Source organism: Methylovirgula sp. 4M-Z18 (assembly GCF_037890675.1).
GTDB lineage: Bacteria > Pseudomonadota > Alphaproteobacteria > Rhizobiales > Beijerinckiaceae > 4M-Z18.
Genome location: NZ_CP149574.1, coordinates 3690709 through 3716498 on the forward strand (window position 1 = coordinate 3690709; position 25790 = coordinate 3716498).

At 60.3% G+C, this 25790-nt stretch carries 17 protein-coding genes and 1 riboswitch; of the genes, 3 read left to right on the forward strand and 14 right to left on the reverse strand.

What is annotated here, in order from left to right; translation table 11 throughout:
* Nucleotides 1-7: 7 nt before the first annotated feature.
* The 8 genes from V9T28_RS17080 to metH form a co-directional block, all read right to left on the reverse strand.
* The gene (locus tag V9T28_RS17080; protein WP_116400231.1) at nucleotides 8-1750 is read right to left on the reverse strand and encodes a NirA family protein; all 1743 of its coding nucleotides are present in this window, start codon (nucleotides 1748-1750) and stop codon (nucleotides 8-10) included.
* Entirely contained in the window at nucleotides 1750-2967 is a 1218-nt protein-coding gene (locus tag V9T28_RS17085; protein ID WP_116400232.1) for an NAD(P)/FAD-dependent oxidoreductase, read from the reverse strand. The genes V9T28_RS17080 and V9T28_RS17085 overlap by 1 nt, the downstream gene beginning before the upstream one ends.
* Before the next feature lie 10 nt (nucleotides 2968-2977).
* On the reverse strand, nucleotides 2978-4195 hold the full coding sequence (locus V9T28_RS17090; RefSeq protein WP_116400233.1) for a nitrate/nitrite transporter: 1218 nt from the start codon (nucleotides 4193-4195) through the stop codon (nucleotides 2978-2980).
* Nucleotides 4196-4474: 279 nt separating this feature from the next.
* Nucleotides 4475-5710, reverse strand: coding sequence for a CmpA/NrtA family ABC transporter substrate-binding protein (locus V9T28_RS17095; RefSeq protein WP_245424042.1), 1236 nt, complete (start codon nucleotides 5708-5710; stop codon nucleotides 4475-4477).
* Nucleotides 5711-5721: 11 nt separating this feature from the next.
* Complete coding sequence (locus V9T28_RS17100; RefSeq protein WP_116400234.1) at nucleotides 5722-6309, reverse strand: ANTAR domain-containing response regulator; 588 nt, start codon at nucleotides 6307-6309, stop codon at nucleotides 5722-5724.
* 288 nt (nucleotides 6310-6597) lie between these two features.
* Nucleotides 6598-7695 carry a hybrid-cluster NAD(P)-dependent oxidoreductase gene (locus V9T28_RS17105; RefSeq protein ID WP_116400235.1) on the reverse strand — a complete coding sequence of 366 codons (1098 nt, stop codon included), beginning with the start codon at nucleotides 7693-7695 and terminating at the stop codon, nucleotides 6598-6600.
* 12 nt (nucleotides 7696-7707) lie between these two features.
* A complete protein-coding gene (locus tag V9T28_RS17110) occupies nucleotides 7708-8955 on the reverse strand; it encodes an aromatic ring-hydroxylating oxygenase subunit alpha (protein ID WP_116400236.1) in 1248 nt (415 codons plus the stop codon).
* Between the two features lie 115 nt (nucleotides 8956-9070).
* Nucleotides 9071-9275: riboswitch (cobalamin riboswitch) on the reverse strand.
* A gap of 64 nt (nucleotides 9276-9339) precedes the next feature.
* Nucleotides 9340-13122 carry a methionine synthase gene (gene metH, locus V9T28_RS17115; protein ID WP_116400237.1) on the reverse strand — a complete coding sequence of 1261 codons (3783 nt, stop codon included), beginning with the start codon at nucleotides 13120-13122 and terminating at the stop codon, nucleotides 9340-9342.
* Nucleotides 13123-13273: 151 nt separating this feature from the next.
* Between metH and V9T28_RS17120 the strand changes: the two genes are divergently transcribed.
* Nucleotides 13274-15514 (forward strand): DUF6311 domain-containing protein, encoded by a 2241-nt coding sequence (locus tag V9T28_RS17120; RefSeq protein WP_116400238.1) that lies wholly within the window; start codon nucleotides 13274-13276, stop codon nucleotides 15512-15514.
* A 47-nt stretch (nucleotides 15515-15561) separates the two neighbouring features.
* Here V9T28_RS17120 and ald read toward each other — a convergent pair whose 3' ends face one another.
* From ald to V9T28_RS17150, 6 genes are all read right to left on the reverse strand, one after another.
* On the reverse strand, nucleotides 15562-16674 hold the full coding sequence (ald, locus tag V9T28_RS17125) for an alanine dehydrogenase (RefSeq protein ID WP_116400239.1): 1113 nt from the start codon (nucleotides 16672-16674) through the stop codon (nucleotides 15562-15564).
* 252 nt (nucleotides 16675-16926) lie between these two features.
* Nucleotides 16927-18201, reverse strand: coding sequence for an NAD(P)/FAD-dependent oxidoreductase (locus V9T28_RS17130; RefSeq protein WP_116400240.1), 1275 nt, complete (start codon nucleotides 18199-18201; stop codon nucleotides 16927-16929).
* 49 nt (nucleotides 18202-18250) lie between these two features.
* On the reverse strand, nucleotides 18251-20065 hold the full coding sequence (locus V9T28_RS17135; protein ID WP_116400241.1) for an ABC transporter ATP-binding protein: 1815 nt from the start codon (nucleotides 20063-20065) through the stop codon (nucleotides 18251-18253).
* A complete protein-coding gene (locus V9T28_RS17140) occupies nucleotides 20062-20943 on the reverse strand; it encodes an ABC transporter permease (protein ID WP_116400242.1) in 882 nt (293 codons plus the stop codon). The genes V9T28_RS17135 and V9T28_RS17140 overlap by 4 nt, the downstream gene beginning before the upstream one ends.
* The gene (locus V9T28_RS17145) at nucleotides 20940-21878 is read right to left on the reverse strand and encodes an ABC transporter permease (protein ID WP_116400243.1); all 939 of its coding nucleotides are present in this window, start codon (nucleotides 21876-21878) and stop codon (nucleotides 20940-20942) included. The genes V9T28_RS17140 and V9T28_RS17145 overlap by 4 nt, the downstream gene beginning before the upstream one ends.
* A gap of 134 nt (nucleotides 21879-22012) precedes the next feature.
* On the reverse strand, nucleotides 22013-23554 hold the full coding sequence (locus V9T28_RS17150; protein ID WP_116400333.1) for an ABC transporter substrate-binding protein: 1542 nt from the start codon (nucleotides 23552-23554) through the stop codon (nucleotides 22013-22015).
* Nucleotides 23555-24134: 580 nt separating this feature from the next.
* Here V9T28_RS17150 and V9T28_RS17155 point away from each other — a divergent pair.
* Both V9T28_RS17155 and V9T28_RS17160 read left to right on the forward strand, forming a co-directional pair.
* Nucleotides 24135-25022, forward strand: coding sequence for an N-acetylglucosamine kinase (locus tag V9T28_RS17155; protein WP_116400244.1), 888 nt, complete (start codon nucleotides 24135-24137; stop codon nucleotides 25020-25022).
* On the forward strand, nucleotides 25006-25788 hold the full coding sequence (locus V9T28_RS17160) for a GntR family transcriptional regulator (protein ID WP_116400245.1): 783 nt from the start codon (nucleotides 25006-25008) through the stop codon (nucleotides 25786-25788). The genes V9T28_RS17155 and V9T28_RS17160 overlap by 17 nt, the downstream gene beginning before the upstream one ends.
* The last annotated feature ends 2 nt before the right edge of the window (nucleotides 25789-25790 follow it).

Genomic DNA, 25790 nt, shown 5'->3' on the forward strand with positions numbered 1-25790 from the left:
ATGCCTCCTACACGCTCATCGCCAGAGCCTTGAGGTCGTCGGGCTCGTGCCGATTGGCAAAGGCTTGAAAGGATTCCGATGGATCGGCGCGGTGCTGCAGATAGGCCTGCAGCAAGCTCAAGACCTTTGCCGGGCAATCCTCGCTTTTCACGCCTGGCCACAATTCGCGGCCGATTTTTGCGCTCTCGCCATAACCGCCGCCAACAAAGATGTTGTAGCCCTCGACCTGGTCGCCATCGTCGTTGATCGTGACCTTGGCGCCAATCAACCCGATGTCGCCGATGTAATGTTGCGCGCAAGAATTGTGGCACCCGGTCAGATGGATGTTCACAGGCGAGTCCATCGCAATGCGTCCGTCCACGTAATCGGCAATTTTCAGCGCATCTTCCTTGGTGTGGCTCGCGGCGAATTTGCAACCGGTCGCACCGGTGCAGGCAACAAGCCCCGACCGAATCGTCGTTGCCCGCCAATCGAGCCCCAGCGCCTCAACGGCGGCTTGCGCCTTCGCAACGAGACCATCGGGAACCCCCGAAATGAGCAGATTCTGCCACACGGTGAGGCGAATATCGCCATCGCCCATGTCGCGGGCAATCTCGCTCAAACCGATGATCTGCGCGGCGTCGAGCCTGCCGACCGGGAGCGCCACGCCAAGCCAGTTGAGGTCGGTTTGCTTCTGCTGATGGATGCCGATATGTGCGGAGCGATCAGGGAGCGCGCGCGGCTCGACTTGCGCTTCTTCGAAACGCGTCAGCTTGCGGCCGAGCTTCTCTTCGACGAGTTCGAGAAACGCGTCGAACCCCATCTTGTCCAGCACATATTTGAGCCTAGCCTTGTTGCGGTTGGTGCGATCGCCCGTATCGATGAAGACGCGCACGATCGCATCGGCGACGCCGCAGCATTCCTCTTCCTTGCAAAAAACGCCTGTGGGACGGGCAATATCGCGATGCCCGGTGATGCCGCCGAGCACGAGCCGGAACCAAATCTTCGGCTCCTCTCCTGCTGCGTCGCGCACATGCACGGCCTGGAAACCGATATCATTGGTCTCTTCCAACGTCGCAATGCAGCCGCCGCCGTCGAACGCCACGTTGAATTTGCGCGGCAGGCCGTAGAGCGAGCGGTCATTAAGGATGTGATAGTGCCACTCGCGCGCGAGCGGGCGGGTGTCGTAAATCTCTTGCGGATCGATTCCCGCTGTCGCGGAACCGGTGACGTTGCGGATATTGTCGGCGCCAGAACCGCGCGAACAGAGCCCCAAATCCTGCACGGCCTCGACAACCTTCACGGCATCCGCCGCCTTGATCTCCCTGATCTGAATATTGGCGCGGGTGGTAACATGCGCATATCCGCCGCCATATTGCGTCGTCAGTTTTGCGAGGCCGGCTAATTGCCAATGGGTAAGAATGCCGTTGGGAATGCGCAAGCGCAGCATGTAGCTCGATTGCGCCGGCGCGACATAAAACAGCCCGTAATAACGCCAGCGGAAATTGTCGTCCGGCTTCGGAAATTGATCGGCCTGCGCCTGCCCCTTCAGGCGCGTGTAAGCATCAAAAGGATGTTCTGCCTGTTTCCATTTTTCCTGGTCGACGAGTTTTCCGCCCGCATCGACGGTCCTTTGCTGGGCGGCGAAATGGACGGCATCGGGGCCTGAAGGCGCATCGGCACCAGCAGGTCCGCCAAACTGATGCAGCGCGGCGAGTCCCGAGGCAAAACCTTCGAGATAGTGCTTCTGACTCGCGGAGAAATCGTTCATTAGGGTGCGCCCTGCTCACATAAGGTGCGGCCAAACAAAATATTGTGCCGCAAGGCTGAAATGTCTTCGCCGCGCCGGATCAGGTCGCGATACCAAAGCGCATCGCTCGCTTCGCCGACCAAAGCGGCGCCCACGAGCCGGTTGTCCTTGACGACCAGCTTGCGGCATTGTCCGGCGCCGCGATCTTCAAAGACGATATCCTGGGTGGTCTCCTGTCCAAGGAAATCGCCCGCCGAAAAGACCGGTATGCCGGAGACCTTCAAGTTCGTCGCAAGAATTGTTCCTTCGTATCGCGCGTCGGCATTGCCCGCCCAAAGGCGCGCCAGAACGCGCGCCTGGTCATACGCGGGTTCCACGAGGCCGTAGACGGTGCCGCGGTGTTCGGCGCATTCCCCAAGCGCATGCACAAACGGAACCACCGTCGTCATCTGGTCATCGATCAGAATGCCACGCTTGACGGGCAGGTCTGCTGTCTGCGCCAAGGCGACATTGGGGCGAACGCCGATCGCGACCACGACGAGATCGACATGCAATTCGCTACCATCGGCAAAACGCAGCGACTCTGCCTTCGTGCTGCCGCCCACCGCAACCGTCTGCGCATTGAGCAGAACCTGCACACCTTTGCGCTCCACCGCCCGCTTCAGGAAGGCGGCACTGCGCGGATCGAGCTGGCGCTCCATCAGCCGGTCCATCACGTGAACCAGCGTAACCTTGGCGCCGCCCTTCGCGAGGCTGCAGGCCGCTTCGATGCCCAATAGACCGCCGCCGACAACCGCCACGCGCGCGCCTCTCGCCGCCGCATCGCTCAAGCCGGGCATGTCGGCGAAATCGCGGAATGTCATGACCCCGGGAAGATCCATCCCGGGAATCGGCAGGCGGGCAGCAACCGAGCCCGTCGCCAGGACGACACGGTCGAACGCGACCGACGTTCCGTTTTCGAGAGCTGCCGTCCGGCCGCCGAGATCGAGGCCCGTCACGCGCTGTCCGCTGATCACGCGGACGCCATGCTGCGCGTACCAGTCGGACGGGCGCAGCGTGAGATCGGATTCCGCGACCTCGCCCGCAAGCAAGGCCGAGAGCAGCACGCGATTATAGGCGAGCCGCGGCTCGGCCCCGACGATCGTGACGTCGAAGCGGTCGGGCGCGAAGGTCATCAGATCTTCGCACAGCCGCACGCTCGCCATGCCATGGCCGACGATGAGCAATCTCTCTTTCATGGCGGCCTCCTCAGATACGCGCCGGGGCGCTGCCGTCGGCCACCGTCCAGGTGCTGCGCCAACGGTTCTTCACGCCATGCAGGGCTAGGAGGGCGAGAGCCGCGAGGGCGGCGAAAATCAGAAAGCCGATCTGATAGGAGCCGGTGAATTGCTTCGACAGTCCGAGGCTGGAGGCGAGATAGAACCCGCCAATGCCGCCGGTCATGCCGACAAGTCCGGTCAGAATGCCGATCTCGGCGCCAAAACGCTGCGGCACAAGCTGGAAGACGGCGCCGTTACCCATGCCAAGCGCCAACATGCCGATAAACAGAATGCCGAGACCGAGCCAAAGCTGACCAAAGCCGAAACTGACGAGCACGCAAGCCGTGGCAGCAACCGCATAAAGTAGGCTCAGCACCCGAATGCCGCCGAACCGGTCGGACATGGCGCCGCCCAGCGGGCGCGCCAACGAGCCGGCCAACACGCACAAGGCCGTGCAATAGCCCGCGGTGACCGGCGACAGGCCATATTGCGTATTGAAATAGATGCCGAGCGACGAGGCGAGACCGGAGAAGCCGCCGAAGGTCACGGAATAATAGAGCATGAACCACCAAGCGTCGCTCTGGCGCAGCACGTCGAGATATTGCTTGAAGGATTTGCGCGGCGGCTTGTTGGGGCTGTCCTTCGCCATCAGGACAAAGGCGATCAGCGCGACGGCGAGCGGCAAGGCGGCAAGGCCGATGACATTATGCCAGCCGTAGATGGCGGCAAGGGCGGGTGCGAACAGGGCGGCGAAGACAGTGCCAGAATTGCCGGCGCCGGCAATGCCAAGCGCCGTGCCTTGATATTGCGGCGGATACCAACGCGAGGCCAGCGGCAGCGCCACCGCGAAGGAGGCGCCGGCGAAGCCCAGCACCAGGCCAAGCGCCAGCAGCGCGCCGTAATTCTGCGGGCTCAGCAGCCAAAAGACGAGAAGACCGCCAATCACGATGCATTGGCTCAAGATGCCGGTGCGCTTCGGGCCCATCGCCTCGACGAGCACCCCGTTCACGACGCGCAAGAATGCACCGAGCAAAACTGGAAGCGCCACCATGAAGCCCTTTTGCGCAGCGTCGAGCTTCAGATCGCCCGAGATTTGCACGGCGAGCGGACCCAAAAGGATCCAGACCATGAAGCTCATGTCGAAATAGAAGAAAGATGCAAACAAGGTCGGCCAGTGCCCGGCCTTGAAAAAGTCCCTACTGATCATTGCCATGCTCCAAGACGAGAAAAAACAAACCGCCGTCGTTCGGCCATGCAAAACGCGTGGACAAACAGCCGGCGGCGGCAGATTCAACGCCCAGCAGCGGACGTGCGGACCTTCAGGCCCGGATTTCGAGAAAAGCGTGTGCGGCCGTCATTGGCCTGTTACGCGAATGAGGATCTTCCCTCTAAATCAAAGAGTAAGCTGGAGGCATGCCGGGCACAAGAACAAATATTGTGCGACGCAGCATCAATGTTGTTCAAATGGCGTTGCTTTGCACAATCTTTAATCGCCAAAGCCCGCAATATAGGCTTCGAGCCGGTCGGGGTCGAAAAGGCGGCCATCGAAAAAGCCGTCGGGGCCGAGCACCATCGTGCCGCGGCGCGAGGCGACGCCGGTGGGGTTTTTCAGCGCCCCCTCCACCTTGGCACTGGCGCGCGGCAGATCGATACCGGTCTCTGACAAAACGGCGCGGTAGAGATCCGGGCGGTAAACTTGGCCGATTTTCGCCGCCATATCCGCCGAATATGTCACCTGCCCCCAGCGCACCATTTGCGAATAGAACCATAAGGCATGGCTTTGCCACGGGAAGTTGGTGGCATGCGCGTGCAGGACGAGAAAATCCGGTAGCACCTCCGCTGTCGCGCCTTTTTGCCTAAGGATCTTGCCGCTCAGTGCTCGGATCAGAATGTTGGCAGGAGCGGCAACGTAGCCGGGCCGCGCCAGAAGTTCCGCGAGTTCGCCATGATTGGCCGGATTGCCCGCCCATTGGGCAGCGCGGGACAAAGCGCGCAGCAATGCGGCAAAACGTTCCGGCTCGCGCTTGGGAAAATCCACGCCGAAACCCAAGACCTTTTCCGGCCCTTGCCGCCAGAGTGCCGATTTGGTGACGGCCAAGACGCCCGTGCCCGCGTCGACACACAGCGAATTCCACGGCTCGCCGGCGCAAAAGCCGTCGATCTGTCCCTTCGCCATGGCATCGCCCATGAAGGAAGGCGGCAGCACGATAAGGCGGACGTCATTATCGGGGTGAATGCCCGAGGCCGACAGCCAGTATCGCAGCTCGTAATTGTGCCCTGAATAGGGATAGACGACGGCGAGCGTCAACGGCGCAAGCCCATCCGCCCGCCGGCGAGTGATCACTTGCACCAGCGCCTTCCCCATTTCGGCGGGCTCGGACCGAAGGGTCGCGCCTTCCCGCTCCATCGCCGCAAAAACCTGCAGCGACAGCGTAATCGCATTGCCCCCCAGGCTGAGGGAAAAGGGCGCGATCATCGGCACGTCCACGTGGCCGACGCCGAGCGTCGAGGCGACCGGCATCGGACCGAGCATATGCGCGGCATCGAAATGCCCCAACATCACGCGGTCGCGAATATTGGCCCACGAGGTCTCGCGCATCAAAGTCAGATCGAGGCCCTCGTCCGCCGCGAAGCCCTTTTCCTTGGCGGCAATCAAGGTCGCGCTGTCGGTCAGCGGCATGAAGCCGAGGGTCAGATGTCTTGCCTTGCCCGAATGTGCCAAAATCAAGCTCCTCACCCCAAGAGTTTTGCTGCGATCAACAGGCCGCGCGCCACATCGGCGACCCGGCGGCTCTCGTTCATCGCCGTCTTGCGCAGCAACGTGTAGGCTTCCTCCTCGGAAATATGCCGGCTCTTCATCAAAATGCCTTTGGCCTTGTCGATGACTTTCCGGTCTTCGAGGGCCTGCTTGGTGCGGTCGAGTTCCTCCCTCAACCGATGGAACGCATTGAAACGGCTGATCGCCATGTCGAGAATCGGTTTCAGCCGCTCCTTGCGCAGGCCATCGACCACATAGGCCGAGACGCCCGCGTCGATCGCCGCTTCCATCGAGGCCTTGTCGGATTGATCGACAAACATGGCCACCGGCCGCCGCACGTTGCGCGAGACGTGAAACATTTCTTCCAAGACATCGCGATTGGGGTTTTCAAGATCGATCAAAATCACATCGGGCTCGACGTCGACAACCTGCCGCAGCAAATGCCGCATTTCGACGATCACGGTCACACGCGCATGGCCAGCGTCCAGCAAGCCCTCGCGGATCATCGCGGCCCGGACCGGATTGTCGTCAATGAGCAGAATATGGAGATCCGATGGAGACATGGGCTAGGCGTGATGAATCTCTGCGGCAAAACCAGGGACAGTCCGACATGGCGTGGAGACTCGCAGCGGCGAGATGGAGCCAGCGTAGAGTTAAGGAGTCGTCTCCGCAACCTCATCCGCGATCCCGGATTTTGGCAAATACAAATTTATACAATAATATCAGCTATATATATGTTCGCAATTTGATTCAAATGATGCGCCGATCATTTCTGACCGGCGGTCACGTCTCTCAGCCCCATCAGACGCCGCAACGGCGCAGAGCGCGCGTTTTGGGCAACACCCGGTGCATCACGCCTCGATCTCGACGGCGCTCCTCGGCTGCGAGCAGCAGGCAAGGATAAATCCTTCTTCGATCTCCTCGTCGAGAATGCCGCCATTGTGATTCATCTCGACGTCGCCCGATACTTTCTTCACCTTGCACGTACCGCACAAGCCGGATTCGCAGGCAGCGGGAATCCGCACGCCTGCCGCGCGGGCGATGGTAAGCAGGCTCTCGTCGGGCGCGCCGAAACCTTCGACATCGGACAGGGCGAAGCGAATCTGCATCGCATCCGCAGATGGAACCGCAGGAGCCGCAGCAGGCGCCGTTTCGCGTACCGGAGCAACCGGCATCGCGAAACTTTCCTCGTGATAGCGCGCCATGTCGAAACCGGCCGCCCCCAGCATCTCACGCACCGACCGCATGAACGCGTCCGGACCGCAGCAGAATATCTCCCGGTCACGAAAATCCGGCGCCAGCAGAGGCAGGCGCGCGGCATCAAGGCGGCCGACATGGCCGAACCAGTTTTCGCGCATCGATCGTCCCTTGACCATCAAAGTAAGCGCCAATCTTGGCATCCGCTGGCCCAGAAGCTCGAGTTCCTCACGAAAGATGAGATCCTCCGGCCGGCGCGCGCAATTGAGGCAGGCGACATCGGTCGCCGGAGCACAATCGTTCAGCCAGCGCAGCATCGACATCATGGGCGTGATGCCGGACCCCGCCGAGATGAAGAAATATTTCGCCGCCGGATGGCTGTGCAGGGAAAAATCGCCCGCCGGACCGAAGGCGCGGATGCGCGCGCCGACGGTGAGGTGGTTGAACATCCAGCGCGTGCCGACGCTGCCTCCTTGCGCCTTCACCGTAACGGCGATCGAAAACGGCCGCGACGGCGAGGAGGACAATGTATAGGTCCGCATCAGCGGTCCGTCCGGCAGCGGCAATTCGAGCGTAACGAATTGGCCGGGCTTATAGCGAAACCACGTTTGCCCGTCGGCGCGGAAGGTGAAGGTTTTCACCTCCGGCGCCTCGTCGACAATATCGATGATCTCCAGGAGCTGCTGCCGGTCGTTCCACGGCACCATCTCGTCGAGATGCCGGTTCAGACGAAATTCGGTGAGCGCATTCATGACTCATATCCTCTAGGCAACGCTGCGCAGCGCGGGTTTGCCGCCTTCGCTCAGGCGCGGTTCGATAAACCGCGTATACCAGTCGACGAACTGCAGCACGCCGCCTTCATGCATCTGTGAGTAAGGTCCAGGCTCGTAAGCGGGCGACGCAATGCCAAAGGCATTTTCCTCGACGATTCGGCGGTCCTGATCGTTCGTCTCGGTCCAGACATGGGTGAGATTGGCGAGGTCATAGTCGACGCCCTCGACCGCATCCTTATGCACCAGCCATTTGGTCGTCACCGCGGTTTCGGTCGCGCTGATCGGGAGGACGCGGAAGGTGACGGCGTGATCGCCAAGAATATGGTTCCAGGTCGTCGGATAATGGTAGAGCAGCAGTGAACCGATCCGCCCTTCCGTGACCGCGTGCGACAAACCGCGCTGTACCGCGGGCTTGCCGTTCATCGTGTAACTCGCGGCATCCCGCAGAAGCGGCACGCGCGTCGCGCGAAATTGACCGGACTGGTCGATCTGGAAACGCGACGGCAGCCCGGCCGCCTCGCATTTGTTCCAATGGGCGACGATCTCAGGATCATCTTCCGCGCCTTGCACGCCGGTAACGGTTGGCGCTTCGGGAAACGTCTTGCACAGTTCAGGATGGTTGCCCACGCAATGGTAGCATTCGCGGTTGTTTTCCCACACGAGCTTCCAATTGCCCTTTTCGATGATCGTGCTTTCGAAGGCGACCTTGGCTTCGCCGAGCCGATGCGGCGCAAAATAAGGCTCCATCATCTGACGGACCGGCGCAAATTCTGCCGGCTCCTTCGCTAGGCAAATGAAGATGTAGCCCGCGACGCTTTCGCAGGCGACCGGCTTCAATCCGAATTCGGCTTTGTCGAAGCCTTCCGCCATTTGCCGGGCAAACAGCAACTTGCCGTCGAGGTCATAGGTCCATTGATGATAGGGGCAGACGAGTCGCGCCGACGTGCCTTTCTGGGCGTTGCAAACCCGGCTGCCGCGATGGCGGCAGGAATTGTGGAACGCGCGAAGCTTGCCCTCACGGTCGCGCAGCACGACGATCGGATAGGCGCCGACTTGCACCGTGAAGAAACTGCCCGGCTTCGCAACTTCGCAATCGTGCCCGACAAACAGCCAGTCGCGATACCAGATCAGATCGAGGTCGAGCTGGAAGAAGGCGGGATCGGTATAGAAAGCCTGGGGGAGGCTAAAGCCTTCGCGGCGATTGCGAAGGAGTTTCAGCATGTCGTTACGCGTATCCATGTTCTGTCCTTTTGCTCAAGGACTGAACTGGTGGTGATGGAGGAAGTTTTAACGCCGGCGGAGCCTCAAGCCCCAGCCCAAAACGCCCTGCCTCCTGACCGCCCACCGCGATCAGTCAAGTTTCATACCCAAGGCTGGTTTCCGGGCTTCGGAGCCGTCCTTTTGAACTGTCTCAACACCTTCCCAGGCTTGTTCTCCCAGTGGTTTCTTATCGAGACAAAGGCTCTGTTACCGTTGCGGGGGCAGCGCCGGCGTCACACCGGCTTCCCAATTATCCCTGCGGACAATTTCCGAAGGGCACCTCGAACTGGTCGAATAATGCACCTTCCCGAAGTGCGGATGAGCCGGAATGCGACATCGGCTGTGTATAAATGCGACAGGCCCCTATTCGGCCGCCTTGGCGGCGGGAGCAGGCACGTAGTTGAGGATCGGGCCGAGCCAGCGCTCCACCTCGCGGATGTCCATATCCTTGCGCGCGGCATAGTCTTCGACCTGATCGCGCTCGACCTTCGCGACGCCAAAATAATAGCTGTCCGGATGCGAAAGATAGAGACCCGAGACGGACGAGCCGGGCCACATGGCCATGCTCTCGGTCAAAGTGACGCCCGCCTTGGTTTGCGCGTCGAGCAGGCGGAAGAGCGTGACCTTCTCGGTGTGATCGGGTTGCGCCGGATAGCCGGGCGCCGGGCGAACGCCCTCGTAAGGCTCGCCGATAAGGTCGTCGGGCGTGAACGATTCGCTCGGCGCATAACCCCAGAACGCCTTGCGCACCCGCTCATGCAGGCACTCGGCAAAAGCCTCGGCGAAACGGTCCGCCAGCGCCTTGACCAGGATGGACGAGTAGTCGTCGTTAGCCCGCTCGAAGCGCTCGGCAATGGCGACTTCCTCGATGCCGGCTGTCACCACGAAGCCGCCGACATAATCGAGCTTGCCGCTCTCCCGCGGCGCCACGAAATCCGCAAGCGCGACATTCGGCTTGCCGTCACGTTTGGAGAGTTGCTGCCGCAGCGTGAAGAAAGTGGCCAGCTCCTTTGCCCGGCTTGCATCGGTGAAGAGTTTGATATCGTCCCCTACGGCATTGGCCGGCCAGAAGCCGATGACGGCCCTTGGCGCGAACCACTTCTCCTCGATGATTTTCTTGAGCATCGCCTGCGCATCGTCGAACAATTGCCGCGCGGCCGGTCCTTGCCTCTCGTCCGCCAAGATCGCCGGATAGCGGCCCTTGAGTTCCCATGTCTGGAAGAACGGCGTCCAATCGATATAGCGGGCCAGCTCGGCGAGGTCCCACGTCTCGAATACCTTTGTGCCGAGGAAAGACGGTTTCGGCGGCGTATAATTCGCCCAGTCGATCTTGAGCCCATTGGCGCGGGCTTTGGCGAGCGGCAGGCGCTGCTTCTCCCGCTCGGCGCGCTCGTGCGCTTCGGTCACTTTACGGTACTCGGCCCGGATCGTCTCGACATAGCCGGGCTTGGCCTCGGCCGAGAGCAGGCTTGATACGACCCCGACGGCCCGGCTCGCATCGGTGACATAGAAGGCTTGCCCCCGGTGGTAGCGCGGATGGATTTTCACTGCCGTGTGCACGCGGCTCGTGGTCGCTCCCCCGATGAGAAGCGGAATATCGAATCCCTCGCGCTCCATTTCCGAAGCGACATGCACCATTTCATCGAGCGAGGGCGTGATCAGCCCCGAGAGACCGATAATGTCGGCCTTCACGGCCCGCGCCGTCTCCAGGATCTTCGTCGCCGGCACCATCACGCCAAGGTCGATGATCTCATAATTGTTGCAGGCCAGAACAACGCCGACGATATTCTTGCCGATGTCGTGGACGTCTCCCTTCACGGTGGCCATTACGATTTTGCCGGCGCTCTCGCGTTCGCCACCGCCATTGGCCGCTTTTTCGGCTTCCATATAGGGCAGCAGCACGGCCACCGCCTGTTTCATGACCCGTGCGGACTTCACCACTTGCGGCAGGAACATTTTGCCGGAGCCGAACAGGTCGCCAACCACATTCATACCCGCCATCAAGGGGCCTTCGATGACGTCGAGCGGCCGCTTCGCCTTTTGCCGCGCCTCTTCCGTGTCCCGATCGATGAATTCCGTGTTGCCGTTGACCAAAGCATGTTCCAGCCGCTTGTCGACCGGCCACTCGCGCCAAGCGGTGTCCTTCTCGCGTGCCTCTTTGGCGCCCTGCCCCCTGTAGCGCTCGGCAATCTCCAGCATCCGCTCGGTGGCCGTCCCGCCGCCCTTGGGCGCGCGGTTCAGCACCACGTCTTCGCAGGCCTCCCGCAGATCGGGATCGATCGATTCGTAGACCGCGAGCTGGCCGGCATTGACGATGCCCATATCCATGCCGCGCTGGATCGCATGATAGAGGAACACCGCATGCATCGCTTCACGCACCGGCTCGTTGCCCCGGAACGAAAAGGACAGGTTGGAAACCCCGCCCGAAATATGCACATGCGGCAGCGTGGCGATGATATCCCCAGTCGCCTCGATGAAATCGACACCATAGGTGTCGTGCTCCTCGATGCCCGTCGCGATGGCAAATACGTTGGGATCGAAAATGATGTCTTCGGGCGCAAAGCCGACCCGCTCGGTCAGGAGCTTATAGGCGCGCGTGCAGATCTCGACCTTGCGGGCTTTCGTATCCGCCTGGCCAAGTTCGTCGAACGCCATGACGACCACCGCCGCGCCATACATCCGGCAAAGCCGCGCGTGATGCAGGAACGAGTCTTCGCCCTCCTTCATCGAGATCGAATTGACGATCGGCTTGCCCTGGACGCATTTCAACCCCGCCTCGATCACCTCCCATTTGGAGCTGTCGATCATCACGGGAACACGGGCGATGTCGGGCTCCGAGGCGATGAGATTGAGATATTCCTCGATCGCTTTTTTGGAATCGATCAACCCCTCGTCCATGTTGACGTCGATGATCTGCGCGCCGTTTGCGACTTGGTCGCGCGCGACGTCCAGCGCAGCGGCAAAATCGCCGGCGGTGATCAATTTACGGAACTTCGCCGAGCCGGTGACATTCGTGCGTTCGCCCACATTGACGAAGGGAATGTCCTTGGTGAGCGTGAACGGTTCGAGACCGGACAATCGCATGAGCGGCGAGCGTTCGGGCGCCACGCGCGGCTCGTATTTCGTAACAGCCTCGCGAATAGCCGCAACGTGCTCCGGCGTCGAACCGCAGCAGCCGCCGACGACATTCACCAGCCCTTCGCGCGCGAACTCCTCGACCTGAGCGGCCATGAACTCCGGAGTCTCATCGTACTGGCCGAAAGCATTCGGCAAGCCGGCATTCGGATAGGCGCAGATGAGGCTATCGGCAACGCCGGCGAGCTCCGCCAGATGCGGGCGCATGGCGGCAGCGCCGAGCGCGCAGTTGAAACCGACGGTGAAGGGTTTCGCGTGCCGCACCGAATGCCAGAACGCGGTCGGCGTTTGGCCCGATAGCGTCCGGCCGGAAAGATCGGTGATCGTGCCTGAGATCATCACCGGCAAATGAATGCCCTTTTCGGCGAAAATCTCCTCGCTGGCAAAGATGGCCGCCTTGGCGTTGAGCGTATCGAAAATCGTCTCGATGAGGACGATATCGCAGCCGCCGTCGATCAGCCCGCGCAATTGCTCGCGATAGGCGAGGCGCAAATCATCGAAGGTCACGGCGCGGTAGCCAGGATTGTTGACATCCGGGGAGATCGACGCGGTGCGGTTGGTCGGACCGAGCGCGCCGGCGACGAAGCGGCGCTTCCCGTCCTGCTGCTCGGCACGCCGCACAGCCCTCCGCGCGAGCCGCGCGCCATCCCGGTTCAAGTCGTAGACCACGTCGCCCATGGCGTAATCGGCCTGGGCGATGCGCGTCGAGGAGAATGTATTTGTCTCGATAATATCCGCGCCGGCCATGGCGTAGCGATAATGGATTTCCTCGACGGCGGCCGGCTGCGAGAGGATGAGGAGGTCGTTATTGCCTTGCTGGTGGCAAGCGCAGCCGATGAAGCGGCTGCCACGGAAATGATCTTCCCCGAAACCGAGGCCTTGGATCTGGGTGCCCATCGCACCGTCGAGGATGAGGATACGTTCCCGCGCGGCAGCGTGGAGAGCGGCCAAAATCTCGGATCCGTCCCGCTCGGCGGCGACCGGCCCGAAGAGTTCATCGATCGCGGACATATTCGACGCTCAACACTTCAAATGCGATATGGAGATATACGATACATAAAGATATCTTTATGTCAACATGCAAATTAAATAACCGCGCCTGGACATGGCCTTTGTCCGGTAACTAGGTTAGGCGACTGAGATCGATGTTGGGGCGCTCCGAATGGTTCGATGGGATGATGGGCAGGCCGGTTTCATGGCCGCAGGCGAACCGCCGGCCGGCCGCCGGAAGAAAGCCGTGGTCCGATACTTCTGGCTCGTGGGCGGCGCGATATTTTTCCTCGCGGTCGGCGTCTCATATAGCGTTTATGTTTACGGCCTGCGTCCGCTCGATCCCACCAACATTTCGATCCTGCCGGAGGACCCCGCCCAAAGCTACATGGGTTGGCTGTTCTTTCGCCATGAACCTCGCCTGACTTGGCCTCTGGGCTGGTCGTCGGCGCTCGGCTATCCGAAGGGTGAGCCGATCGCCTATCTCGATTCAATTCCCCTTGTCGCGACATTGTTGTGGCCGTTCCGGCATTGGCTGCCGGAGCCCTTTCAATATCTCACGCTGTGGTGGACGCTGTGCGCGACGCTGTCATTTTATTTTGGCAGCCGGATTTGCCGCCGGCTGTGCGGCGGAGATTGGGTGGCCGGAACGGCAGGCGGGTTGCTGTTCCTGGCAGCACCCGTCCTCTTGTTGCGCGCGGCACAGGACTTTGCGCTTGCAAGCCACTGGTTCGTCCTTGCCGCACTGGAGTTCTATCTCACATGCTCAGCCCGCCTGTCGTGGCGCCACATTTCGGCAAGCGTCGCGATCGCCGCCGTCGCAGGGGGGATCAACCCTTATATTGCGGTCCTGTCGTTATCGCTCATCGGCGCGGGCTATCTCAGATCGACCCTCACCGCGTCGGAGGATACGCAGAGGTTGCTCGGGCCGCGCCTGTTCGTTGCGTTGACTGGCATGATCTGCGCCGTAACCGCCATGCTTTTGTCTTGGCTCCTCTTCGGCTTCTTGCGCCCGAATGATCCCGGTGCCTACGCCGGCATTGGCTATGGCCTTGTTTCCATGAATCTCTTGGCGCCTATCGACCCGATGTTCTTTCCTGCGCTCCTCTTGCGACAGCAGTCATACGTCAGCAGGTTTCAAGTTGAAGGCTATAATTATTTTGGATTGGGCGTTCTGCTCTTGGGCTTTGCCGTCCTCATCCGCCAGCCACGAATGGTCTTGGCTCATCTCTTTCAGCGAGATGCGTGGCCCGGCTGGCTGGTTTTTGTGGCCTGCACGTTGCTCGCTCTTACGCTCAAGGCAACGGTTGGTTCCCATGTGATTTACGATTTGCACGCGCCGCCGCCAATTGTGCAGGTGCTCAGTGCCTTCCGCGCATCTGGACGTCTCTTTTGGCCCGCCTTTTATCTCGCCCTCGCCGGAATCGTGAGCGCGGCTTTTATCGTTTTTGGCCGGTACGTCGCGCTGGCATGCGTTTGTGCATTCGCGGTTCAAATTGTCGACCTGCGCGGCCTGCGGAAGGAAGTCCGCCACACGTGGTCGAGCACTCCCATCGGCGTCTTCTCGGGCACCCAGATGGATGTCTTCACGAACGGCCCGGTATGGCAGGACATTGCGCACCGATATCGGCATCTTGTGGTGATGCCCGCTTGGCAGTGCGAATGGGCTCACGAAACACCGGGCGGCGAATTCGGCTATTGGATCTTCGGCAAGCTCGCCGGCGAACACCGCATGAGCCTCAACAGCTTTTATGCGGGACGCACCAGCCCGTCTCAGATCGACTATTTTTGCCAAACGATGCCGGCAGATCTGCAGCAAAGCGGGCTTGCAAACGACACCGCCTATGTCTTCCAGAGAGCAGCGCATGCTTACGCAATACCGCACAACGAACACGCGTGCCGCGTGCTCGATGGCGTCATTCTGTGCGTCAAGGCAGGCGACGCGCAAGGTTTTGGGCAAGATCTGTCGGCTGGCTTGATTGAACTTCCGATCGGCACGTGGGTTTCCATCGGCCAATCCACTCCCTTGAGCGACCAATTGTTCGGCTTCGGCTGGGATGCGGATGAAGCTTGGGGACGCTGGACAAGCAGCCACGAAGCAGATCTGTCATTTCTTGCTCCGGGGACTGGCGCCGTTCGGCTAGAGCTCGTCTTGAACGCCTTCGCGCCAGCGACGCATCCACAGCATGCGCAAATTTCGGTCAACGGCCGGCATATGAAAGATTGGCTGTCGGTCGACGGATCCGACAGCACGGTCGGCTTGGACCTCCCCGCTGACCTCATTGGACCGGATCGCGTCGTGACGCTCAAATTCATTCTGCCCGATGCGGTGTCGCCGGCCGAACTCGGCATCAGCGACGACACGCGGCGAATCGCTGTCGGCCTCAAAAGCCTCCGCCTCAATGCAGAATGAAGGATTTCGCATCTTTTGCACGCGGGAAGAGCCGATCAAAGCACGAGTCAGAGCAGCGCCTCCACGCTTGAATAGGCGCGATTCTGCGCGTCCGCGACGGGCTTGCAGACAACTTGTCCCGCGCAAACATTCACCCCATGGCGCAAATGAATGTCATCGATGACTGCTTGCCGCCATCCTTTGTCGGCGAGCGCCAACGCAAAGGGCAGCGTCGCGTTGTTCAAGGCAAGTGTCGACGTGCGCGCCACGGCGCCAGGCATATTGGCGACGCAGTAATGAATGACGTCATCCACCACATAGGTCGGATCGGAATGGGTCGTGGCGTGCGACGTCTCGCAACACCCACCTTGATCGATCGCGACGTCAACGATGACGCTGCCGGGCTTCATCGTCTTCAGCATGTCTCGCGTGATCAGTTTCGGCGCCGAAGCACCGGGGATCAGCACGGTTCCGATCACCAGATCGGCGCGCTGGACCAATTCTGCAATGGCCGAGCGCGTCGAATGGATGAGATGGACGCGCTCGCCGAACCGCGCCGAAAGCCGGCGGAGCGTCTCGAGATCGCGATCCACGACGGTGACATTGGCGCCCATCCCCAGCGAGATGGTGGCCGCCTGCGTCCCGGCGACGCCCGCGCCGATCACGAGAACCTCGCCGCTCGGCACGCCCGGCACACCGCCTAGCAAGATGCCTCGTCCGCCGGATGATTTTTCCAGCGCATGCGCCCCCACTTGCGGCGCCAACCGGCCCGCGATCTCAGACATTGGCGTCAGGAGCGGAAGGCCGCCCGATGCGGACGTGACCGTCTCATAGGCGATACATACCGCGCCGCTGGCGATCAGATCGTCGGTTTGGGCGGGATCCGGCGCAAGATGCAGGTAGGTGTAGAGAATCTGATTGTCGCGCAACAGCTTTCTTTCGTTCGGCTGCGGCTCCTTGACCTTCACGATCATCTCCGCACGATGAAAAATCTCCTCGGGCGTCGACACCAACTCGGCACCTGCGCGCGCATATTCTTCATCGTTCAGGCCAGACCCGTCACCCGCGCCCTTTTCAAGGATGACCCGATGGCCGTGCTGCACCAACTCGTGTGTAGAAGACGGCGTGAGCCCCACGCGATACTCGTTGTTCTTGATCTCTTTCGGAACGCCCACCAGCATCTTGCCTCTCCCTCGCCCATCATGTGCCATGTTTCCATGTGCGTCTTTTAGATATTTGATCCTGGACCTTGATGGTGCGTTCTTTTTCGTGAATTAGAAAGATACATTATAGGATGTATTTTACACTGGAGCGCCTCGCCCGCCCAGATCGGTGCGCAGCGGCTGCAAACATTTCTGCCCCGGTTCCCTCCCGCGCTACGAGGGGAACCTCCCTGAGATAGGACCCGGGCGAAAAATGTCCATGTGGCACACTCAGTCGCCGCGCCACCAGTCCTTCGCACGGTATGCCAAAGTGAACAAAGGCAGGAACCATGGCCTTCCATTGTAGAACGGCAGCGACGGCGCCGGGACGTCGTCAAAGGCCGTCGCACCCTCGGGCTTGCCAAGGATTTTGAGCGCCGCACGATGACCGAGATAGGGCATGAGAGCGACACCCGACCCGTTGCAGCCGAAGACATAGTGAATGCCCTCGTGCCGGCCAATGGCCGGCAGATCAGACTTCGTCATGGCAATTCGGCCTGTCCAGCAATGGCTGATAGCGACGTTCGCCAAAGCGGGAAACAACGTGACAAGTTCTCGGCGCAATCTTTGCGCGGCGTTTCGCAGCGGGATCGGGTGCAAGGCCGCGCGACCGCCCAGAACAATGCGTTTGCCATCCGGTGAAGGACGATAATAGAGATGCTTTTCGCGCGTCTCGACGATCATGCGGCCATTGGGAATGAGCTGCTGGACAAGCTCGGTGCCGATCTCTTGCGTCGCAATGATAAAGCTCGGAAAAGGAATGAGGCGTCGGGCAAGCGCACTGGAAAGGCCGAATGTATAACCGTTGGTCGCGATCAACACATCCCGCGCCCGCAATGTTCCTCTTGACGTCGCAATTTGAAAAGCCTGCCCGTCCGGCGCGAGGGAATTGACCCGCGTGAAAGCCGCCACCTGTGCACCGGCCTCGTGCGCCTTGTGCAGAAGCGCACGATGGAATTTGGCCGGATGTACCGCGCCGTGGCTATGGAAAATGAGACCTCCCTTGTAGAACTGCGTTGTCACTTCGCGGCGGACATCCGATTGCGAGAGCACATCAACGTCCAGACCGAAGTCGCGCTTCAATGCCTCCGCCTCGCGGCCCATGGTCAGATAATCCGCGTCCGTCCACGCGCCGCGCACGCGCCCGGTTCTTTGCAAATCGGCGTCGAGCCCCTCGGCATCGATCAGGGTCTTCACGAAATCGAGCGACGCCATCCCCTCCCGAATGAGGCTTTGTGCTTTGGCGCTGCCGTATTTTGCGATCAGCCCGGAATACGAGAGCCGATGCCCATGCCCGATCATTCCGCCCGAACGCGTCGATGCGCCCCAACCCGGCGCTTCGGATTCTAGAACCAGCACCTGACGTCCGGCTCGTGCCAAAGTAAGCGCGGCGGAAAGGCCGGTATAGCCCGCGCCGATAATGGCGACGTCCGCCTGCGCGGGAAGCTCAATGGTCGCTTGCGCCTCCTGCGGCGCGGCTTCCCACCAATAGGGCGTTTCTTTCATCAGTGATTCCACGCTAGATCTTTCGCCTCATACCACTCGCGTCGCGCAGTTATCCGGACATCATGACCACATGCCCCGGCGATACTTCGCGCCACACACGCTCCGGCACCACATATTCCAGGCTGCGCACCGGCGTCGGCAATTCCGTGGTCGTGGCAGCACGCCGCAGATTGCGCCGGGATGGATCGGGAATAGGCGCCGCTTGCAGCAATCTTTGCGTATAGGCGTGTTGCGGATTCTCGATAATCGCAGCACGCGGACCCATTTCGACAATTTCGCCGAGATACATCACGGCGATCCGATGTGCGACGCGCTCGACGATTGCGATGTCATGCGAAATGAAAAGATATGCCAGGCCGAGTTCGGCTTGCAGATCCATCATCAAATTCACGACCTGTGCCTTGATCGAGACATCCAGCGCCGAAACGGATTCGTCGGCCACGATCAGCTTGGGCGACAGCGCCAAGGCCCGGGCGATGCAGACACGCTGACGCTGGCCGCCGGAAAATTCATGCGGGTAGCGGCTGGCCATATCCGGCTTGAGCCCCACCTTTTCGAGGAGATCGGCGACTCGTCGCGGCGCGTTCTGGCGATCGGCAAGGCCGTGCACGATGATTGGTTCCGCAATTGCGGCGCCCACCGTTTTGCGGGGATTGAGACTCGCGAACGGATCTTGGAAGATCATCTGCATCTTGCGGCGCATCGCCCGCAACCCGGATCTGCCGAGCCCTCGCACCTCCTGCCCATCGAAGACGATCGAACCGCCGATAGGCTCGACGAGCCGAAGAATCGAGCGGCCCAAAGTGGATTTGCCGCAACCGCTCTCTCCGACAACGGCCAACGTCTCTCCCACATGCAGCGCAAAAGACACATTTTCGACCGCATGAACACGCGACCTGACGCGACTGAAAAGCCCAGCGCGCATGTCAAAACGCGTCACGAGATTTCCGACTTCCAGAATGGGGCGTTCCGCCATTTTCGCTGTCGACTCGCGTCTCGCCGCCGGCTGCACTGCGCCGCTCACCGGATCCACGATTGCGAACCGTTGTGGATCCGGCTCGCCTTTCATTGAGCCGAGTTGCGGCACGGCGGCGAGCAAGGCGCGTGTATAAGCTTCCTTGGGCGAGGCGAAGATTTCCGCCGTTGGCCCCTCTTCGACCTTGCGGCCCCGCAACATCACAACGACGCGGTCCGCTATTTCCGCAACGACCCCCATATCATGGGTGATGAAGACGACCGACATCCCCTCTTCAGACTGCAAGCTTTTAATCAGCTCAATGATTTCGGCCTGAATCGTGACGTCGAGGGCGGTGGTTGGCTCATCGGCGATCAGCAAGCGCGGCTTGCAGGCAAGGGCCATCGCGATCATCACGCGCTGCCGCATGCCGCCGGACAAACGGTGCGGGTAATCCGCCAAACGGCTTGCCGCGGCGGGGATCCGCACACGCTCCAACAGGCGTAGAGCCTCCGCCTCCGCCGCGCGCCGATCCATGCCGCGATGCGCGATCAGCACTTCTGCCAGCTGAAAGCCGACGGTCAAGACCGGATTGAGGCTCGTCATCGGCTCCTGAAAAATCATGGCGACCGCATTGCCGCGCAGCTTCCGCATCTCCTCTTCGGACAACGCGAGAAGGTCGGAGTCGCCCAAAAAAATGCTTCCCGATGCGCGGCTGTTGGCCTGCGGCAGCAGCCGCATCGTGGCGAGCGCGGTCACGCTTTTGCCGGAGCCGGATTCGCCGACGATCGCCAGAATTTCGCCTGCCGCAATGTCAAACGACAAGCTCTTCACTGCATCGCGCCATTGATTGTCGACGCGGAACGCCACGTTCAGATCTTGAACGCGCAAGACGGGGCTATTCGTCATCCTTCACCCCGCAGTTTCGGGTCGACGGCATCACGCAGGCCGTCGCCGAGCAGGTTCAACGCAAAGGTCACGATCAGAATCGCGAGGCTCGGCGCCAATACGATCCAAACCGAGTCGAGGATCTGCTGGAAGCCCTCTTCGATCATACCGCCCCAGGTCGGCGTCGGCACTTTGATACTTAAGCCGACGAAGGCGAGCGACGCTTCGGTGCGAATGGCGTTGCCGAGCCAAAGCGATGCAATCACCAAAATTTCCGGCACGATATTGGGCAAAATATGCCCAAGCACGATGCGCATGTCGGAAAAGCCGAGGGCACGGCAAGCATCGACGAATTCGCGCTCTTTCAGCGCGATCGTCGGGCTGCGCGCGATCCGGGCAAAGGACGGGATCGAGGTCAGCGCGATCGCCCATATGATATTGGCGATCGAAGGTCCGAGCATCGCAACGATCAACAATCCGAGTATGAGGGACGGAAAAGCCAGCAAGACGTCCATCGCTTGCATGATCACGACATCGAATCGCCCACCGTACCAGCCCGCAACCATACCGATGAGCGATCCGGCCACCATGGCGATAAGCGTCGATGTAAAGCCGATGAACAAAGATATCTGACCGCCGTAGATGAGCCGCGAAAAAATATCGCGCCCGAAATAATCCGTTCCAAACCAGTGCTCCGCGCTCGGCGGCCCGAGCTTGGCGAAGACATCCTGCTCGGTGGGATCTTGCAGACCGAAAAGCGGCGCGATCACAACCACCAAAACCACGGCAAGGAATCCGACAAGGCCGACCCACGACGCCTTGTTCGTATTGAAAGCGGCGACGATGCCCGCAAGCGCGCGGCTCCCGAATACCGTCCTCTCTGATGCCACATATGTCATTGCAACTTCACCCGCGGATCGGCAAGTCCATAGGCCAGATCGGTGATCAAATTGACGATCACGACCAGCAATGTGTAGACGACCATCATGCCTTGCAGCATCGGATAATCGCGCTGCATCAGAGCGCCGATAATCAATTTGCCGAGGCCCGGCCGGTTGAACACCGTTTCGTTGATCACGGAATTGCCGATGAGCATCCCCATATAGAGCCCGGTGATCGTGATCACCGGCATGAGGCCGTTGCGGAATGCGTGACGCCACACGACGACGCTCCATTCAAGCCCCTTCGCCTTGGCGGTACGCACATAATCTTCCGAGAGCACCTCCAACATCGCGGAGCGCGTGACGCGCGTGATATAGGCAGCCGTAATCAGCCCCAGATTGACGGCAGGCAGAGCCAGCGACCTAAACCATGCGGTGAAACTGCCGGACGATGCGCTGATCACCGGAAGCCATTGCAGCCAGATGGCAAAGACGAGAATGAGAATGATCGCCGAGACGAACGGCGGAAACGACAGGCCGAGCAGCGACGCAATGCGAATGATGTAGTCGATCAGACGATTGCGATGCAAGGCCGACCACACACCCAAGGGCACCCCAATGGCCAGACCGATCAACAAGGAGGCAGCGGTGAGTTCGAGCGTCCAAGGCAAAACCTTCATGACTTCCGAAAGCACCGGCGCTCCGGTCTTCATGCTTTCGCCCCAGTTGCCCTGCAAAGCGCCGACCAGAAAGTCAATATATTGGCGCCATATCGGCTGATCGAGCCCGAATTTATGATGAAAGGCTTCGACGGCCTCGCGCCCGGCCTGGTCGCCGAGAAAGACAAGCGCCGGATCGCCCGGAACGATGCGCACCAGCACGAACACCAGAGTGAGGACGGCAAAGAGCGTCACGACCGCGAATGCCAGCCGCCGCAAGATGAAATTCGTCATCGGTTCACCTCGCAGTCGGACTGGCGATCGCTGTCATCGGGCGATCGAATTCTGCACAGCGCCTGCGCCGCATGCGGCGCCGCCTGAGCGCGACGCGACGCAATGATAGCGGCAAGCATGGTCATCGCCGTGGCCTATTTCGTGAAATGGGTCTTTTCCGTTATCGGCGGCGAGAGATTGAGCGATCCTTTCAGATCGTACCCCAAATCAAGATCGTCATGCCAAGCCCAGATCTGCAGCTGTTCGAAGACGGGAATGCCGCAAACGTTCTTGATCAGCTTGTCCTGCGCCTCTTTCCACAATTCCTTCTGTTTGGCAGGGTCGGTCTCGATACGCGCTGCGCGAATTTCCGTGTCCGCGACATTGCAATGGCTGAAGTTGGTGATGGCGGTCGGCGTGCCGACGATCGACGCCGAATCGTAGAATTGCGTCAAGTAAACGTCCGCGACGGGAAAGCGGGCTGCCTGATAGTGAACGAGCTGAGACAAATCCTTGCGAATTTGCGCGTGATATGTCGCGTGGTCGACGAGCTGAATGTCCAGGTTGATGCCGGTTTTCTTCAGTTGTGCTTGTACGGCCTGGATGACGGACAACATGCCTCCGAACGTGGTGTGGATCGTCTGGATGGTCAATCCGTTCGGGAAGCCGGCTTCTTTCAAGAGCGCCTTCGCCTTTTCCGGATCATATGGATAGAGCTCCGCCTGCTGATCGGTGCCGAGATAGCCAGAAGGCACAACCGAGACGGCCTCGCGCGACGATCCCGCGCCCTTGAGCGCAACGATTTGCTTGCGGTTGATGGAATAGGCGATGGCCTGCCGAACACGAAGATCGTCGAAAGGCTTGATCGTCGTATTGATGAAGAGCGTCGACAATTCGCCCGGCTCCATCGCTAGAACTTTGATGCCGGGGACCTTCGAGATGCGATCGATCCAGGACTGATCCTGCTTGCCGTAAACGAGATCAAGCTCGCCCGATTCGAATGCGAGATCGCGGCTCGCATCATCGGGAATGTAGCGGTACATGATCTGCTCGATCTGAGGCGCACCGCGGAAATATTTCTTGTTCGCCGCCAGCTTCACGTATTGTTGCGGCTGATATTCGACGAACTCGAATGGCCCCGTTCCGATCGGATTTTTGGAGAATTTGTCCCCCAGCGCCTCGACGGCCTTTTTGCAGACCATATTGCCGCCGTGCAGATTCGCGAGATAGCCGAGAAAACCGGCGACAGGGTGCTGCAGCGTGACTTTCACCGTATAGGGGTCGACAGCTTCGACATTGGAAAGCTGGTTGAAATCATTCGCGAAGGACGACGTTTTCTTGTCGGATGCCCGCTTGATCGAAAAGACGGCATCTTCCGCGGTGAATTCGCCATAGTCGTGATGACATTGCACGCCGTGCCGGATCTTGAAGGTCCATTCCGTTCCGGCAGGATTCGCGCTCCAGCTTTCGGCGAGATCGGGTTCGATGAATTCAGGGCTGATCTGGCCAGGCTTGATGCGCACGAGGCCGTTGAAGATATAGTTGAGGACCCCTTTGTCGGCCGTCGACGTCGCAGAATGCGGATCGAGCGTGCTCGCGTCTGCGGTCCCCATACCGATGGTGAGAACCGTTTTCTGGGCAAGGGCAGGACTGCACGCCAGCAAAATGGCCAATCCGCCTATAATTATCCGCTTCATCATCTCCGCTCTCCCGCTGAAACCCTCTTTGAGAACCATACAGTAGATTTAAAGCTGCCCGCAACGCACGCCCTGCATGCGGGTCGTCGATTCTGATATCGTCCGCGAACATGCTGAAAAGCCGGACAAAACATTGGCATAGCAGGCGCGAAATCGAGCAATGCGATGCACCCGACAGCAGCTTTTTCGCCCCATCGCGTTTCTTGACCCTGAGCGATCAAACCCGTGTCAATGCCACGACGATCGGAGACATCGTATCGGCCGCCCGCGTTATGCACCGGCGCCAGCGAAGAGGTGAAATTCAGCTTGATACTAAGGTTTGGTCTTTTTCAACATCAGGACCGGTTTCCGTTGCCTGACGTCTGTTAGTCTGACGATCTGATAATACCAATATAATACCAATTTCCGACCAGCATGAAATTTATTTTCATTTCCGTCTCTAAATTATGTATATTTTAGGTGAAAATCGCTTGCTTTCGGCAAAAAGCGCCGACTTGGCTATCTTTTTTTGTTGGATAATTAGATTGTGCTTGATGATTGGCGCAACAATGGCATTGATAATCGTCGGGAGAAAGCAACGATGATGGTCTTAGGCGTCGACGGCGGGGGAACGAGCTGCCGAGCAGCGCTTGCGACCGCTGAGGGACGAATCGTCGGCCGGGCGAAAGTCGGTCCCGCCAATATCCGGACGGATCTGAACGGCGCGCGCGACAGCATCATGGCGGCAGTTCGCGACGCGTTCGCGTCGGCCGGCCAAGACATCGCCTCAATCCCGGATACGCCGGCCCTGCTCGGCCTCGCGGGAGCCAATGTCGGAACCTATGGCGTGCAATTGCGCGCGGCCCTGCCCTTCACCCATTGCCTCATTCAGTCGGACACCATGATTGCGCTGGAAGGCGCGGTCGGGATGGGCGATGGCGCCATCGCCATTCTGGGAACGGGTAGCGCCTATCTCGCGCGGGAAGCGAACGAGATCCGCGAACTCGGGGGCTGGGGTTTTCTGATCGGCGATCAAGGCAGCGGCGCGCGGATCGGCCGCGATCTCCTCGAGGAGACGCTTCTGGCCTTTGACGGAATCGTCCCTGGCTCTCCCCTGACCGAAGCGGTCTTGGCCGCCCACCGCGGCGATCCGGGCCAGATCGTGGAATTCACCACATCGGCAACGCCTGGTGATTTCGCGACCTACGCGCCCATGGTCTTCGATTACGCGGACCATGGCGATGCAGTGGCCATCAAAATTGCCGATCGGGCCGCGGCGGCCGTCGAAGCTTCGCTCGATGCGCTCAAATTGAAACAGGATGCGCCGCGCTGCCTGCTGGGCGGCCTTGCCGCCCAGATCGGACCACGGCTGTCCGCACATCACCAAGCGCTCATAAGCCCGCCCTTACAGGATGCGTTGGGAGGCGCAATCTCCATGGCTGTCCGTTTGTTCGCCGACCGAGATGTAAGCCATGCCGGACCCTATTGATCTCATGCTCAAAACCATCGCCGGACCCAAGAGCAAAAGCGCGCCGCTCTATTTGCAGCTGCGCGCGTCGATCCTCGACGCAATAAGAAAAGGATCGTTGCCCCCTGGAGATGCATTGCCGTCCGAGCGTGAAATCGCCGCGCGAGCGAAGATTTCCCGCGTGACCGTTCGCAAGGCGCTGCGGAGCCTCGTCGAACAGGGCGTTCTCGTCCAACGCCATGGCTCCGGCACCTTTGTCGCCGCTCATGCCGAACCTCGGGTGCAGCCTCTCTCGCGGCTGACCTCTTTCACCGATGATATGGCAAGGCGCGGCAAGCGGACTCATTCCCTGTGGCTCGAACGCGGCATCCACCTGCCGTCGCCGCAGGAAATGATGGTGCTCGGCCTGACGGCAAGCGAGCGTGTCACGCGGGTCCACCGCCTGCGTTTCGCCAATGACACGGCGCTCGCCGTCGAACGCGTCTCGATCGCAGCTTCGCTGCTGCCGAATCCCGAAGAGATCGTTGCATCGCTTTACGCGGCCCTGGCGGCACGGGGCAATCATCCCGTACGTGCCGTCCAGCGCATTTCGGCGGCCATCGTCGATGCGCAAGATGCCGAATTGCTGCGCGTTCCACCGGGGTCCGCCGGGCTCGATATCGAGCGGATCTCTTACCTAGGACACGGCAAGACGGTTGAATTCACCCGATCGGTCTACCGCAGCGACATCTACGATTTCGTTGCAGAAATGCAGCTGGGCGAATCCAGCGAAGGAGAGGAACATTGACC